The following is a 14,864-nucleotide window of genomic DNA, read 5'->3' on the forward strand; positions in this document are numbered from 1 at the left end:
AACGCTTCTTTCGAACTGGCACTGGATGCGGCGCGCGCCGCGGCGGGCATGCAGCATTATCCGGAAAGTGCGCTGTATGTCGTGGCCACGCCCATCGGCAACCTGGCCGACATCAGCCTGCGCGCGCTGCAGGTGCTGCAATTGGTCGACGCGATTGCCTGCGAGGACAAGCGCCATTCCCAGCCCCTGCTGCGCCAGTACGGCATCGACAAGCCGCTGCTCGCGGTGCACGAGCACAACGAGGCGCAGGCCGCCGGCCTGGTGATTGAGCGCCTGCAGCGCGGCGAGCGCGTAGCCTACGTCAGCGACGCCGGCACGCCGGCCGTGAGCGATCCCGGCGCGCGCCTGGTCGCCGCGGTGCGCGCGGCCGGCCTGGCCGTCATGCCCCTGCCCGGCGCCAGCAGCGTCACCACGGTGCTCAGCGTGGCCGGCCTCGGCAGCCCGGGCGGTGAAACCGGATTTGTCTTTGCCGGCTTCCTGCCGAGCAAGGCCGGTGAGCGCGACCAGGCGATTGCCACGCTGCAAACCGATGCGCGGGCCATCGTGATCCTCGAGGCGCCGCACCGCATCGAGGCGCTGGCACGGGCCATGGCCGTGCTGGGAGAACGCCTCGTCACCGTGGGGCGCGAGCTGACCAAACAGTTCGAGGAAATCGCAACGGTACCGGCGCAGGATTTCGCGGCCTGGCTGGCCGCCGGGCCGCAGCGCACACGCGGCGAATTCGCCCTGGTGCTGCACCCCTCTTCCACGCCCGAAAGCGCCGAGGACGGCACGCGGGTGCTGCAACTGCTGCTGGCCGAACTGCCGCTGAAGACCGCCGTGAAACTGGCCGCCGACATCACCGGCGTGGGCCGCAACGAACTCTACGAAACCGCCCTCAAACTCAAAAACGCATGAACCCCAACGCTGACCAGCTTTGGCGCGCACCGCGCTGGACACTCGCCGCCCTGCTGGCCATCCTCGGCATGCTGGGGCCGTTTTCCATCGACACCTACATCCCGGCGTTTTCCGGCATCGCGCAGTCGCTGGGCGCCTCGCCGGTGGAGATGCAGCAGACGCTGTCGGCCTACCTGTTCGGTTTTGCCTTCATGAACCTGTTCCACGGCGCGCTGGCCGACAGCTTCGGCCGCCGGCCGGTGGTGCTCTGGGGCATCGCGCTGTTCACGCTGGCTTCGGCCGGCTGCGCGCTGTCGCAAAGCATAGGCCAACTGGTCTTCTTCCGCGCCGTGCAGGGCCTGTCGACGGGCGCCGGCATCGTGGTCTCGCGCGCCGTGATACGCGACATGTACCCGCCGGCCCAGGCCCAGCAGGTCATGAGCCAGGTCACGATTTATTTCGGCGTGGCGCCGGCGCTGGCGCCCATCGTGGGTGGGTGGCTGTTTGTGCACCTGGGCTGGCACAGCATCTTCTGGTTCCTCACGGGCGTGGGCGTGGTGCTCTGGACGACCAACTTCCGCTTCCTGCCCGAAACATTGCCGCCGCTGGATCGCCAGCCTTTCGAGGTCCGCCATTTGATGCGCGGCTACTGGCAGCTGGGCTCCAGCCCGCGCTTTCTGTTGCTGGCGCTGGCCAGCGGCGTGCCCTTCAACGGCATGTTTTTGTATGTGCTGTCGGCGCCGGCCTTCCTCGGCGAGCACCTGTCGCTGCAGCCCACGGAGTTCTTCTGGTTCTTCATCCTGACCATCTCCGGCATCATGTCCGGCGCCTGGCTCAGCGGCCGCCTGGCCGGCAAGATCGCGCCCAAGCAGCAGATACGCCACGGTTTTGTGGTCATGCTGGTGACCTCGGTGCTCAACCTCGCGGCCAACCTGGTCTTCACGCCGCATGCCTCGTGGGCGCTGTTCCCGATCGCGGTGTTCGCCTTCGGCTGGGCACTGATGGTGCCGGTGGTCACCCTGCTGGTGCTGGACCTGTACCCTGAGCGGCGCGGCATGGCGTCGTCGCTGCAGGCCTTTATCGGCTCGACCGCCAACGGCATCGTGGCCGGTATCGTGGCGCCGCTGGTGATGCATTCCACGCCCGCGCTGGCCGCGGTGTCGCTGGGCATGATGTGCATAGGCCTCGTCGCCTGGATGTATCTGCACCATCGCTGGCCGGAGATAGGCCGGCTTGCGTCACGCGATTAGAGCCGCCCTCTTGTTTTGATCAGCGGTCGTTCATCCTGATCGGGAACTCCATGCCCTGGCCGACACGCTGCACCACGTTGCCCGCATCCAGGTAGACAAAGAAGAACATGTCCTGGACGGCGTCGCGCCAGCGGTAGGTCATGACGTCGCCCGGCCAGGAGGCCACACCGTCGACCTTCGCGGGGCGCCCGAACTCGCGCTCCACGTCCGCGCGCGTCCATTTGCCGACTTCTATCCTGGAGAAGTCCTGGATGTTCAGGACCTGCCTGCTGCTGACCACTTTGCCCGCGGCATCGAGGTCGACCATGATGGCCCACTGGCCCGCGGGCTGGGCGGAGTATTGCAGGCGTGTGCCCGAGGCCAGCGGCACCGTGCGCGTCGGCGTGCCGTAGCTGGCGATGACCTGCTCGCGCGACATGCCGGGCTGCACGCTGGTGGCACAGCCCGCGACCAGGACCACGAGCGCGGCAAGCGCCGCGCCGGAAACAGTTTTAACGATATTCATGGGGGGAAACTCCTGGGATTCAGCCATAAGGCCGTCAGAGTCAGACACCGCCTGCGCGGGATTGTTCCCGCCTGGAAGGCCGGAGGTTTAGCCGTTCAGCTGCGCCCAGCCGGGCGTGCCGGCACGGCCTGAGTAGCGGCTCGCGGCGTCGTAGCGTTCCCACGCCAGGCGCGCGGCACGCCCGCCGTAGACCTCCTGCTGCAGCCATTCACACTCGGCCTGCAGTGCGGCGTCACCGCCCAGCCGCGTATGCCAGACCTTGGCGGTGCTGTCCCAGCGGTAGCCGCGGTTTTTGAGAGAATCTTTGGCCGCGAAAGACGCGCCGGTGGCTTGCAGGCGGTAGCTCGGCAGGCGTGACGCCGACAGCAGGTGCGCCAGCCCGTTGACACCCAGGCCCGGCAGCCCGGCCATCAAGACCTTGAGCAGGGCGTGGCAGTCCATCTCCGCGCGGTGCGCATCGTAAAACCAGCCCAGTTCGGAGGCCAGGTAGCTGAGCTTGGCCGAGCTGTGGCCCGCCGCCGTCCAGTCGATGTCGGCGAAAGAGCAGGCCCAGTTCAAGGCTTGGGCCTGCGGAATCAGGCCTTCCACAAAGGGGCGGTCAAAACCGGCGTTGTGCGCAATGACGAGGTCCACACCCTCCAGCAGGCTGGCGACGCGCGCCATGTCCAGTTGCTGGCCCGCCAGCATCTCGTCGGTGATGCCGGTGATCTCGCGCGCGATTTTCGGCACCGGCATGCCGGGGTCGCGCAGCCCGTCGTAGACCTGCACCGGCCCAATCGCGAGGCCGGTCTGGGTATCGACCTGGATGCGCAGCAGCGCCAGTTCCATGATCTGGTCGCGCGAGGCGTCGAGCCCGGTGGTTTCGGTGTCGAGGATCACGACATGGGCCACGGGCCCCAGCGGCGTGCCGGGGAATTCCATGGCCGGCACCAGCCGCCTGAGCACGCGGTAGTCGGCGTGCTGTTCCAGCGCCAGGGCCATGGCCTCGGGGTTGCTGGTGGTCGTGACGGATGGCGCAGCGGGAACCGGCGCCACAGGCTTGGGCGCCTTGGGCTTGCGCAGCTTGGCGGCAGCGGCCTCGGCGGCCATCGCCAGCATGCCCTCGTCAAAACCGAAACCCAGCTGCCCGCTCGTCATGCGCGCACAGAGGCGTGAAACCTCTCAGGGTGGATACCGTCTTGCATGCTTGCTCCTGGGTTTGCTTGAAATAAAGCACGCTATCTTCGCAGATAGCCAACCCAGGCAGAAGCGCCTCATTCCCCCAGCACAAATCCCTCGCGCCGCGGATCGGCGCCGCCGACCAAACCCTGGGGTGTCACCACGATGCCCTGCAGGCCGCTGGTGAACTCGATGGCCTGCACCTCGTGGCCCAGCGCCTTCAAGGGGCCGGACAGCTTCTCGAGCTCGCTGCCCAGTTCGACCTCGGTGGCACGGTTGCGGCTGCCCATATTGGGCAAGGAAATCGCCTGCTGCACGTCCAGGCCCCAGTCCAGCACGCCCACCAGCGTCTTGGCCACATAGTTGATGATGGCGCTGCCGCCGGGCGAGCCCACCGTCATCTTGAGCTTGCCGTCGGCGTCGAACACCAGCGTGGGCGACATGGTGCTGCGCGGGCGCTTGCCGCCTTCGATGCGGTTGGCCACCGGCAAGCCGTTTTCTTCGGGCGCGAGTGCGAAGTCCRTCATCTGGTTGTTCAGCAAAAAGCCGCGCACCATGATGTGGCTGCCGAACACCGCTTCAATCGTCGTCGTCATGGACACCGCGTTGCCGGCCGGATCGATCACCGAGATATGGCTGGTCGCCGGGATTTCCGATTCCTCATCGGGCGCCCAGGCCAGCTTGACGCCGGCCGGCACGCCCGGCGCGGCGCGCTTCATGCTCACGTCGGGGCGTATCAGCGCGCTGCGGGTCTTGAGGTATTCGGGCGAGACCAGCGCCGTCGCCGGCACGTTCACAAAATCAGGGTCGCCCACGTAGTAGTCGCGGTCGGCATAGGCCAGACGGCCGGCTTCGGAAAACAGGTGCACGGCCTCGGTGGAATTCGGCCGCACGCCGGACATCGGGAAGCGCTCCAGCGCGCCCAGCATGGCCAGCACCGCGATGCCGCCCGACGAAGGCGGCGGCATGCCGCAGACCTTGTAGGCGCGGTAGGCGCCACACAGCACCGCGCGTTCCCGCGCCTGGTAGCCGGCGATGTCCTGCAGCGTCATGCCGCCGGGCTGGGCCTGGCTGTTCACGGCGGCGGAGATGTCACGCGCGATCTCGCCTTTGTAAAAGGCATCCGGGCCTTCCTTGGCGACGCGCCTGAGCACCGCCGCGAAGTCCGGGTTCTTCAGCGTGGCGCCCACGGCCAGCGGCTCGCCGGCCGTGTCATAAAAATAGGCACGCGCGTTCGCATTGGCACGCAGGGTCTTGTCGAGCTTGATCACGGTGTGCAGGCGCTCCGACACCGCAAAGCCGCTTTCGGCCAGGCGTATGGCGGGCTCGAACAGTTTTGCCCAGGGCAGTTTGCCGTGCTTCTGGTGCGCGAGTTCCATCACGCGCAGCAGGCCGGGCACGCCGACGGACTTGCCGGAATTGATCGCCTCCCTGAGCGGCAGGGGCTTGCCCTTGGCGTCGAGGAAGCGGTCGCCGTTGGCCGAAGCCGGCGCTTTTTCGCGGCCGTCATAGGCGTTGAGCGCCTTCTGGCCCGCGTCGTAACTCACGATGAAGGCGCCGCCGCCTATGCCCGAAGACTGCGGTTCGGTCAGGTTCAGCATGACGGCGGCGGCGATGGCCGCATCCACCGCGCTGCCGCCGGCCTTGAGCATTTCCTGCCCCGCGCGTGTCGCATGCGGGTTGGCCGTGGCGATCATGAATTTTTTGGCCGTGACGGCCTTCTTTTCGGTGTAGCCCGAGGAAGGCTCGGGTGCGACGTCCTGGGCCGGTACCGGCTGCAGCTGCGCGTGCACCGCCGCCTGCGACATGAAAAAAACAAAACCCAGCTGCGCCAAAGCGCGTGCTCTTGTGTGTAAACGCATCGTCTTTCCTTGTGAGATTTTGGGAATAAAGGTGCCCGCTCAGTGAGCCGGCAGATGTCTGGCGAAAAATTCGCGGATTCTCGCGTGGGCGGCGACGCGTGCGGCGGGGTTGCCGCCCACATGCACGGGCTTGCCGCCGCGCACCACGTCTTCGCGCAGCTTGACGGCGCTCAGCTCGTCAAAGCCGTGGTAGGCCTCGGGGTAGACCTCGATATCGACGGGCTGCCCGCGCTCCTTGCTGCGCTCGGCCAGCTTCTGGCAGTAGCGGGCCGGCGTCCAGTCGTCGAGCTCACCCGCCAGGATGAGCAGCGGCGCATAAGCCACATAGTCGGGCCTGGCCGCCAGCGTCGAGGCGCAGCCGGGGTACATGGCGATCGCCGCGGCGAAGCCGGGTGCGCCCTGTTTTTTAACCGGCAGTTCGGCATTCATCACCTGCACGGCCGCCGTGCCGCCGTGCGAAAAGCCGATGGCGCCTATCTTGCCCGTCACCACGTCGGCACGCGTGTTGAGGTATTCGATCGCGCCGTAGGCATCGAGCCAGCGCTGTTCTTCCTGGATGGAACGGGCCTTGGGCGTGACCGTGCAGATCTGCCTTTCGCCGCGCGGGTTGAAACTGTCCACCAGCAACACCCCGTAGCCCATGCCATTGAGCAGTTTGGCGGTGTCGCGAAAACGCTGGGTGATCGCGCCGTTTTTTCCCAGGGCGCCAGCGCAGCCGTGGAACATGACCAGCGCGACAAAGCGGCCCTGGTCCGCCGGCTTGTAGAGATAGCCGTCCAGCAGCAGCCGTTCAGTGCCCTGCCAGCGGTCCAGGCTGGGGAACTGCACTTTTTCCTGCGCCAGGCAGGGCAAGGCCAGCACCGCCAGCGCGGCCAGTTGCCATGCCTTAACGCGCCACATCAAAGCCTTCCACCTTCAGCAGATTCGGTTCTTCGCCACGCAAGGCCTGTGTGCTCTCATTGGGCTCATGGTCGGCCGCCGACCCGGGAGCTTCGTCATGGGTGGAAGCGACGATGGCGGCCTGCTGGCGCGCCGCATCGCTGGAGCGAACGGGCAGCACCACGGGCGCGGGGAAGGACGGCGGCCGCACATCGATGGCGCCCGACAGCGCATTGCCCACGCGCACCGAGGAGAAACCGGCGACCTGGCCGATTTCCGTGCCGTCCCAGTTGAGTTGACCGGTCGCGCCGTCACCTATACCTATGGTCGTACCCGGCGTCAGCTGTTCGATGGTGAGCACGCCGCCGGCACTCGCGATGCGCACGGAACCGGTGCCGGTGGAAGTCGGCGAGCTGTCGTAGCTGTCGGTCTTGAAAGTAATGTTGCCGGCGCCGCGCGCTTCAATCGTCGCCACGTCAGTGCTGGGCCGGATGGCAATGCCGGTGCCCGAGCCCGCCGCGATGCCGGACAGCGTGATGTTGCCGGTCTGCGTGAGCCAGCTGTTTTTGCCGCTGGCCATGTTGATGCCGTCGCCGCCACCCGTCGCCGTGCCGGTGGCCGACAAGTCGCCGCCCACGCTGCGGACCGTGTTGGTGCCGCCGGCCGCCAGCGAGATGCCGTTGCCCGTGCCCACGGCCTTTCCGGCCAGCACCAGCGGCCCGCTACCGGTGGATTCAATCAGGTTGGTGCCCGAGCCCAGCGCCAGCGCGCTGCTGGTGCCGGCCGATTGCGCATTGACGGTCAGCGCGCCGTCCACCGTGCGCAAGGTGTTGTTGCCGCTGGTGCCCATGCCCAGCCCCGAACCGGCGCCGGTCGCGGCCGATTGCGCGTTGACGCCGAGGCTGCCCTGGCCGCCGGCCTGCACCAGGTTGTTGCCGGTGGCCATGGACACGCCGACGCCGCGCGCGCTGTTGCCGCTCAGGCTGATGTTGCCGCCCTGCGACAGCACGGAATTGTTCAGCGAACCGAAGGTGATGCCGTCGCCGCCGTTGCCGCTGGTGCCCGACAGGGACAGATTGCCGCCGGCGGTCTTGACCTGGTTGGTGCCGCCGGCCAGCGAGATGCCGTTGCCCGAGCCCGCGGCCATACCGGCCAGCGCCACCTGCCCGGTCCCGGTCGCTTCGAGTGTGTTGCTGCCTGAGCCCAGCGCCAGCGCGCTGCTGGTACCGGCCGACGAGGCGTTGACGGCCAGCAGGCCGTCAACCGTGCGGACGGTGTTGGTGCCGCCGCTGCCCATGGTCAGGCCCGAGCCGGAGCCGGCGTTGCTGGACTGCACGTTGAGCGTGACGTTGCCGCTGCCGGCCGCCTCGACCAGGTTGTTGCCCGAGCCCATCAGCAGGGCGCTGCCGCCGGTATTGCCGGCCGTGAGGGTGATGCCACCCGCGCCCGAGGTAAGGATTCTGCTGCCGCCGGTCAGCGCGATGCCTTGCGTGGCGCCCGCGCCTGTGCCCGACACCGAGATGTTGCCGCCGCCGGAACTCAGCGTCGCGAGGTTCATCGCGACCGGGCGATTCGCCGTGAGCGTGATGTTGCCCGCGCCGGTCGCCTCGACCTTGGCCTGGGCCGCACCGTCGCCCAGCACGATGGCGCTGCCTGTGCCCGTGGCCGTGCCGTTGATGGCGATGTTGCCGCCCGCCGTGCGCATCAGGTTGGTGCCGGTGATCATGGACACGGCATTGCCCGACCCGCTGGAGCTGCCGGTCAGCGACAGGCTGCCGCTGCCCGTGGCCTGCAGGGTGTTGGTGCCCGAGCCTATGGCCAGCGCGCTGCTGGAGCCTGTCGATTTGGCGTTGATGCTGAGCACGCCGTTCGCGACGCGAATCGTGTTGGTGCCGCTGGAGCCCATGGTCATGCCCAGCGCGTTGCCGGTGGACTCGGCGCTGATGGTGATGTTGCCGGCGCCGGTCGACTGGATGATGTTGGTGCCGCTGTTCATGCCGAAGGCCGTGGCGTCGGCATTGCGCGCATTGATGGTGATGTTGCCGCTGGTGCTCTGGATGGTGTTGGCGCTGGTGCCCATGGAGAAGGCCTGGCCCGTCGCGCCCTTGGCGTTGATCAGGATGTTGCCGGCGCCGCTGCTCAGCAGGCTGCCGCCGCCCACCATGCGAAAGCCTAGGGTGGTGACGCCGCCGCCCGTGGCGTAACCCGTGGTGGGATCCGGGCCGCCGCCTATGGTGATGTTGCCGCCGTTGCTCACGATCTGCGCGCCCGAGCCCATGGACACCGATCCGACGGCAGAGCCGCCCGCGGAGGCCGAGTTCAGCACCACGTTGAGCTTGGCCGTGCCGGAGGTGATGTTGGCATTGACGTTGACGTCGCGATTCGCCAGCAGGGTCAGGGTGCGGTCGGTGGCGCCGTTGTAGGCGATGGCGCTGCTGACCGTGATGTCGCCCAGCGACGCGCCGGCGCTGGCCGTGCTCACGGTCACATTGGCCGTTCCCAGCTGGTTGACCAGCGTGGTGGTGTTGAGGATGGACGTGGCGCCCGAGCCGGTGAAGGTGTTGCTGCCGTTCCAGGTCGCAGTGTTGCCGCCCGTCGAGATCGTGATGTTGGTCGGGTCCAGCAGCAAGGAGCCCGCGCCGCCATGGGCCGCCGTGAGGTCGGCCGTGCCCGCGTAGTCCAGGAAATTGACGCCCGACACTTCGGCATTGCCGCCCTGGCCGCTCGCCGCGCCGCCTTTGGCGCTGATGCTGCCGTAGTAGCGTGTGCTTTCGTCCGACCAGGCCACGACCTTGCCACCGTTGCCGGTGTTCACGGCGTCGGCCTTGATCTGCGCGTCGGCGTCGACAAAGGTCGCGCGGGCGCGCTGCTCGCTACCGGAGCCCTGCCAGTTGCCGCCCAGCAGCGCGGTGCCGCCGCCGGCATCGCCCGAGGCATCGACCCGCGCGCCGGCAAACAGGCCGACCTTGTCGCCCAGCACCTTGACCGTGCCGCCGGTCTGGCCTGCGCCGTAGCCCGAGGCGTCAAGTGTGCCGCTGACGGCGACGACGCCAGTGTCTCCACCTTCAAGCCGTATCACACCATTCCTGTTCGTCAGGCTTCTGGCCTGCACCGTGCCGCTGTTGTTGAGCACGGTGGCCAGCGGGTCGCCGCCCGAGCGGGCAGCCAGCACGACCAGCCCGCCATCGGCCTGGATGGCGCCGCTGTTGGACGCCAGCGCCGCCAGCGCGGCACCGTCCACCTGCAGGTTGAGCAGGCCGTCGCCGTGCATGTCCAGCGTGACGGCATGGCCCGCGCCCATAGCCACGGTGCCGCGCTGCGCGCTGATCGTTCCCTCATTGGCGACCTGGGGGCCTATCAAGGCGATGTAGCCGCCCTCGCTCGCCGTGAGCGTGCCCTGGTTGAGCACCTGGCCGGCGGTGCCGGTGCCCTGGGTGAAGCGCATGTTGCCCGCGGCGAAGTCGGCATTTGAAATGTCCAGCGTGCTGGCCACCAGCCCGCCGACGTTGATGCTGGAGCCCGGCGCGAACAGCACGCCCGCGGCATTGACCAGGAACACCTGCCCGTTGGCATTGAGCTGGCCGTAGATGCGCGAAGGATCGTTCGACATCACGCGGTTCAGCGCGATGGAGGAGCGCGAGGGCTGCACGAAGTTCACCTTGGCCGCCGAGCCGATGTTGAAGGTATCCCACTGCGCCGTCAGCTTGTCGCTGAGCTGGTTGACTGTCAGCACGTTGCCCGAGGCGGCAATGCTGCCCGAACCGCCGACCACCTGCCCGTTGGTGGGCAAGGCATTGCCCGGCGGCGCGTCGGCGAAAACCCGCCCCGCCTGCAGCGCCAGCACGGCAAGCATGACGGCATTCAGCAGGGGACGAAATGAACCGGGGAAGCGGCGATGGGCAGAACGCATGCGTGACTCTCTTTCTCAGAACCTGTACTTGAAACCGAGGCCGTAGCCGGTGACGTCGGCGCCTACACCGGGTGTGTTGCCGGCCGAGGCGAAGACGGCGCCGGTGCGGAAGTTGTAGCTCGCGGAGCCGTCGTTGCGGATGCGCGAGTAAGTGCCGTAAACGCTGAGGTTTTTGCTGACAGTGCGGTTGAAGCCCAGCGCCACCAAGGTCGCCCCCAGGCCCGTGGTCGAACAGGCGCGCAGCGCGGGGTCGTTGGACACCACGCTGCAGGTGCCCGGCGACGCGCGGCCGGCGCTGGCGCGCAATTCCCACGGGCCTATGGTGTGCGTCACACCGACCAGCCCGGCGCGGCGGCGATAGCCCTGCAGGTCCAGCACCGTGTTGCCGGGGATGACGTCCGACTCGGAATACGAGAGCTTGTCGAGCAGCATGGAGAAGGTTGTCGAGCCCACCGTGTAGCTGGCGCCGAAGCTGGCGGCCCAGTCGCGCGACGAGCTGCCCTGCGTCACCGCCGTGGCCGACGAGCCGACGCCGCGGTTGTTGCGGCCCAGGCTGGCGATGCCGAAGTACTGGTTGTGCTGCTCGTAGGCGATGCCGAATTTGAACGGGCCGTTCACGTAAGAGCCGCTGAAACCCCAGGCCGAGCCCGCGCCCAGGTCGGGCGCGAGGCGGCGTCCGTTGTTCGAATAGGCAATGCGCGCCGACAGGCCCTTCCATTCCGGCGTGGCGTATTGCCACACGCCCGGCTGCCGGCGTATGAAGGCCGCATCGTCGTTGTTCGCATCGCCCACCTCGGTGACCGGCCCGGCCACGCTGGAAGAGCCCACGCCCAGGCCCGGCGAGCCGATGATGCCGCCCGCGCCGCCTATGCCGTAATCATTGAAAGGATCGAACTTGGCGGTCATATCGCGAAAGGGCATGGTCCACTGGCCGTAGCGCACGGCGCCCCAGTCGGCGCTGCGCAGGCCCACGCCCGCGTCCTGCAGCGTGGTCGCCGCGTTGGATTCGGGGCGCTCGGAGCTCGGCCCGGACTTGGGCACGTACTTGTAGGCCACGCCGGCTTCCACCTGCCAGAAGGCCTCCAGCCCGCCGCCCAGCCCCAGCGCGCCGCGCACCCCGATCGAGGATGAGGGGTCGCTGATGCGCAGGTAGGAAGGCAACTGCCTGCCCGTGGGCGTGGCCGACTGGGTGGCGCCGCGCGGGCCGGCCTGCGTCGCGCCGTCGCGGGCGACCTGCTCAAACTCCAGGCCGAAGCCGCCGAAGATTTCAAACTTGTCGGCACTCAGTTCCGGATCGTCCGACAGCGAGGAACCCAGCCCCGCGAAGGCTTGCGGCGCACCGCTGACCTGCAGCCACAAGGTCGGGCTGTGCGAGGCCTCGACGGTGCTCGGTGTGCTGGTGGGCTTGAAGGCCACGCCGACGCTGACGGTCAGCGCCTTGGGCCGCGTGAAGACCAGCCCGAGGCCGGCGCCCTGCAAACTCCTGTGGTTGCTCACCTGCGCGGGGTCCCAGGGATTTTTGTCGATGCGCACGCGGCCCGCGTCGTAAAAGAGAAACCCTTCCACACCGAAGCCGCCCAGCCGGCCCAGGCCGTGCCGCAGCTCCAGCCGGGACAGCCAGCCCTCGTCGCCCGCGCCCTCGCCTTGCGGATAGGCCCGCACGCCGTTGGGGCCGCCCAGGAAAAACTCTTCCGACGAGTCCAGGTTTTTCGAAGCCTGCTGGCCCGACAGCGACGCATGCAGCGTGAAGCCGCCCGGCAGCGCCTGCAGGCGCGAGAGCGCCCAGTTGAGCTTGTTGAACTTGCCGGCCGTCTGGGCCGCGCGCGCGTCGAAGGCGGCGTCGGACAGCGTGTCGCGGCTCAGGCGGCCGCGCGTCAGGCCCAGGGAATAAGTCGTCAGCGCGGGGTTACCCGTCACGCCGTCGCGCCAGTCGCCGTAGAGGTCCAGCCTGGCCAGGGTCGACGACTTCTTGACGTCCAGGCCGGCCTGGTTGACGCGGTCTATGTAGTTCTTCTGCTCCAGCGTCAGCTGCCCCGTCAGGTTGGCCTGCCTGCCGCGCAGGAAAGGGTAGGCCACAAAACCGCTGAGGCTCTCGCCCTCGCCGCTGGCATCCAGCGGCGCGAAATCCCGGCCTATCTTGTAGAGCAGGTTGGTGTAAGCCAGGCCCGCGCGCAGGCCGGAGCCGCCCAGGGGCGCCGACACGCCCAGTGTCTGGGCCGTCAGGCCTTCGAAGCTCGTGATCCCTTTCGCGCTCCAGGCCTCGCCCAGCCCCAGCCAGTCGTTGGCCGACAGCTCCACCGTCAGCCGGTTGCGGCCGGTGTAGCTGTTGCCCTGGTTGTCGAAACCGAAGCGCGCCTGCGCCAGCGTGCTTTCACTGACGCGCACCACCAGGTCGGCCGTGCCGGGCTGGGCGCCCGCGCGCAGCACCGAGCGCACGGTGATGCCGGGAAGGTCCGAGAGCAGCAGCAGCGCGCGCTCGATCTCGTCCTCGCGGATCACCGCGCCGGGCACCAGGCCGTCGATGAAGCGGCGGGCGATGCCCGGGTCCAGGCGTACATTTTTGGCGGGCTCCACGCTCACCGTGCCCAGCCGGCCTTCCTGGATGTCCAGCCTGACCGTGCCGCCCGCGATGTCCTGCGCGGGCAGATTGGCGCGCGCCACCAGGAAGCCCCGCGAGCGGTAAAAGCGGGTGATGCGCGCGGCGGCCTCGGCCAACGCCTCGAAACCGATTTCGCGGCCGGTGAAACCCTGCAGTTCCGCGGCCAGGGCCTGCGCGTCCACGGAGTCGTTGCCGCTGAACTCGAAGCGCGTCACCACAACACGTGCGCCGGTGTCGGTGGACGCCGCGCGACTTTCTTCCGCGGGCTTTTCAATCACGGCCGGCGCATCCGCCGGCGCCGGGTTGCTGATGCCCGGCGCGCGTTCGCGGATGGACTCCAGCATGCGGCCGGCATCGGGCGCCTGCGCGAAGGCGCCATAACCGGAAAGCGCCAGCAAGCCGCCGATGACACTGGGTTTGAAAGGCCGGCTTCTGGATCTGTTCACGTTGGTTGCTTGCATCTGTAGTTTTTGAAAGGCTCTCCACCGGTCCCGTGCCGCGCATGAAAGCTGGTTTCCCCCGCCGGATATTTGACTTGTATTTATCTGTAAGGGCCAGTTCGAAATACCCGCCCATATCCATAACCTGAGGTTATTTATCTACGCAGAAAATATGTATCCGCGTGCGCAAAGCGGGGGAGTGTGGCATCACGGTATGGCTCCTTCCCCCGCTGGGGGAAGGCTGGGATGGGGGCCAGCGGCGTCTGATGTTGCGCCGTGTGTGTATGCAGGCCGGCGGCCCTCACCCTAACCCTCTCCCAGAGGGAGAGGGAACAAGATGGGAGGACTTTGTGAGCGGCGCTCTGAAGCCCGTTAACGCGCGAGGAATTTTCCGAAGAAGTCTTGCGCGCGCTGCTTGCTGTCCTCGGCCGCCAGCTTGTTGGCCTGCACGGATTCGCGCTTGCGTGTGGGCGTGTCGTAGGAGTGCTCGACACCGGGATACAGCACAAACTGCCAGTCACTGCCGTTGCGCTCGGCGATCGCGGAAAGCTGCGCGCAGCGTTCCGGGTTGACCTCCTCGTCGTCCGTGCCGATCAGCAGCAGCATGGGCGCGTAGCTGCGGTAGCTGCTGGTGAACCTGCGCATGACCTGGGCGCAAGCCGGGTACATGCTCAAAAAGGCCCGAAAGCCGGTGGCCTCGGTCGGCGCCTCGATGCCGGGCGCCGTGGTGGAGGCCGCGGACAGCGCCGTGCTGCCGCCGTTGGACCAGCCCTGCAGGAACACCTTGTCCTTGATCACGCCGGGCTGGCCGCGCAAAAATTTCAGCGCCGCGTAGGCGTCCAGCGGGCGCACCGTGATCTCGTTGACGCTGGCCGGCCGGCTGCCGTCGTTGGTGCCGGCTTCAAAACCGCGCGCATAACCGCGAGGGCCGAAGGAATCCACCAGCAGCGCCACATAGCCGCGCTCGACCCAGAACTTCACCCACATCACATGGCGCGAGGACAGCGAGTCGGCGTCAAAGGTCTGCTTCAGCGTCGAGTACAAGCCGCCGCGCCCATGCAGCATCACCACCGCCGGGTGCGGGCCCGGCGTATCGGGCGCGTACTGGTAGGCCACCAGCGTCGTCTTGCCGTCCTCGCTGGAGAAGTTCACGGTTTTCGCTTGCTGCGCCCACGCGGCCTGGCCTGTCGCCAGCAAGGCGAATACCAAAGCGCAAAGTTTGAAACCGGCACGGGAAATAAATCGGAGGGCGGGCATGTTCATGAGGGCTCTTTCAGGCAAGCGGCCGCGCAAAGGCGGAGTGCGCGGCCATCATGGCAAACGAAGCCCCGCGGCGTCAAGGCTTGCGGCCGCGCGCCGGCCGCCGTGCGCGGCTGCTCACCAGA

At 67.8% G+C, this 14,864-nt stretch carries 9 protein-coding genes; 2 read left to right on the forward strand and 7 right to left on the reverse strand.

The annotated features are described in order from the left end of the window. Positions 1-48 precede the first annotated feature (48 nt). Together rsmI and AC1D0O_RS22565 are read left to right on the forward strand one after the other, a co-directional pair. Complete coding sequence (rsmI, locus tag AC1D0O_RS22560) at positions 49-897, forward strand: 16S rRNA (cytidine(1402)-2'-O)-methyltransferase (protein ID WP_477655814.1); 849 nt, start codon at positions 49-51, stop codon at positions 895-897. Continuing rightward, the gene (locus tag AC1D0O_RS22565) at positions 894-2,126 is read left to right on the forward strand and encodes a multidrug effflux MFS transporter (RefSeq protein ID WP_477655728.1); all 1,233 of its coding nucleotides are present in this window, start codon (positions 894-896) and stop codon (positions 2,124-2,126) included. Before rsmI ends, AC1D0O_RS22565 begins: the two co-directional genes overlap by 4 nt. A 19-nt stretch (positions 2,127-2,145) precedes the next feature. Here the strand turns inward: AC1D0O_RS22565 and AC1D0O_RS22570 are convergent, their stop codons facing one another. The 7 genes from AC1D0O_RS22570 to AC1D0O_RS22600 form a co-directional block, all read right to left on the reverse strand. Continuing rightward, the gene (locus AC1D0O_RS22570; RefSeq protein WP_477655729.1) at positions 2,146-2,631 is read right to left on the reverse strand and encodes a hypothetical protein; all 486 of its coding nucleotides are present in this window, start codon (positions 2,629-2,631) and stop codon (positions 2,146-2,148) included. 87 nt (positions 2,632-2,718) lie between these two features. After that, on the reverse strand, positions 2,719-3,768 hold the full coding sequence (locus tag AC1D0O_RS22575; protein WP_477655730.1) for a 3'-5' exonuclease: 1,050 nt from the start codon (positions 3,766-3,768) through the stop codon (positions 2,719-2,721). Between the two features lie 116 nt (positions 3,769-3,884). Next, positions 3,885-5,651, reverse strand: coding sequence for a gamma-glutamyltransferase (gene ggt, locus AC1D0O_RS22580; protein WP_477655731.1), 1,767 nt, complete (start codon positions 5,649-5,651; stop codon positions 3,885-3,887). A 39-nt stretch (positions 5,652-5,690) separates the two neighbouring features. Then, on the reverse strand, positions 5,691-6,551 hold the full coding sequence (locus AC1D0O_RS22585; RefSeq protein WP_477655732.1) for a dienelactone hydrolase family protein: 861 nt from the start codon (positions 6,549-6,551) through the stop codon (positions 5,691-5,693). Then, complete coding sequence (locus tag AC1D0O_RS22590; protein ID WP_477655733.1) at positions 6,538-10,440, reverse strand: beta strand repeat-containing protein; 3,903 nt, start codon at positions 10,438-10,440, stop codon at positions 6,538-6,540. The genes AC1D0O_RS22585 and AC1D0O_RS22590 overlap by 14 nt, the downstream gene beginning before the upstream one ends. A 15-nt stretch (positions 10,441-10,455) precedes the next feature. Continuing rightward, on the reverse strand, positions 10,456-13,485 hold the full coding sequence (locus AC1D0O_RS22595; protein ID WP_477655734.1) for a porin: 3,030 nt from the start codon (positions 13,483-13,485) through the stop codon (positions 10,456-10,458). A gap of 366 nt (positions 13,486-13,851) precedes the next feature. Beyond that, positions 13,852-14,742 (reverse strand): dienelactone hydrolase family protein, encoded by an 891-nt coding sequence (locus AC1D0O_RS22600; protein WP_477655735.1) that lies wholly within the window; start codon positions 14,740-14,742, stop codon positions 13,852-13,854. Positions 14,743-14,864: the final 122 nt, after the last annotated feature.

The sequence above is a fragment of the Polaromonas sp. P1_F2 genome (assembly GCF_056405735.1).

Bases quoted from the DNA above. Each gene is read 5' to 3' on its own strand.
- rsmI (WP_477655814.1), top strand. From the start codon at position 49: ATGCAGCATTATCCGGAAAGTGCGCTGTATGTCGTGGCCACGCCCATC.
- AC1D0O_RS22565 (WP_477655728.1), top strand. From the start codon at position 894: ATGAACCCCAACGCTGACCAGCTTTGGCGCGCACCGCGCTGGACACTC.
- AC1D0O_RS22570 (WP_477655729.1), bottom strand. From the start codon at position 2,631: ATGAATATCGTTAAAACTGTTTCCGGCGCGGCGCTTGCCGCGCTCGTG.
- AC1D0O_RS22575 (WP_477655730.1), bottom strand. From the start codon at position 3,768: ATGACGAGCGGGCAGCTGGGTTTCGGTTTTGACGAGGGCATGCTGGCG.
- AC1D0O_RS22585 (WP_477655732.1), bottom strand. From the start codon at position 6,551: ATGTGGCGCGTTAAGGCATGGCAACTGGCCGCGCTGGCGGTGCTGGCC.
- AC1D0O_RS22590 (WP_477655733.1), bottom strand. From the start codon at position 10,440: ATGCGTTCTGCCCATCGCCGCTTCCCCGGTTCATTTCGTCCCCTGCTG.
- AC1D0O_RS22600 (WP_477655735.1), bottom strand. From the start codon at position 14,742: ATGAACATGCCCGCCCTCCGATTTATTTCCCGTGCCGGTTTCAAACTT.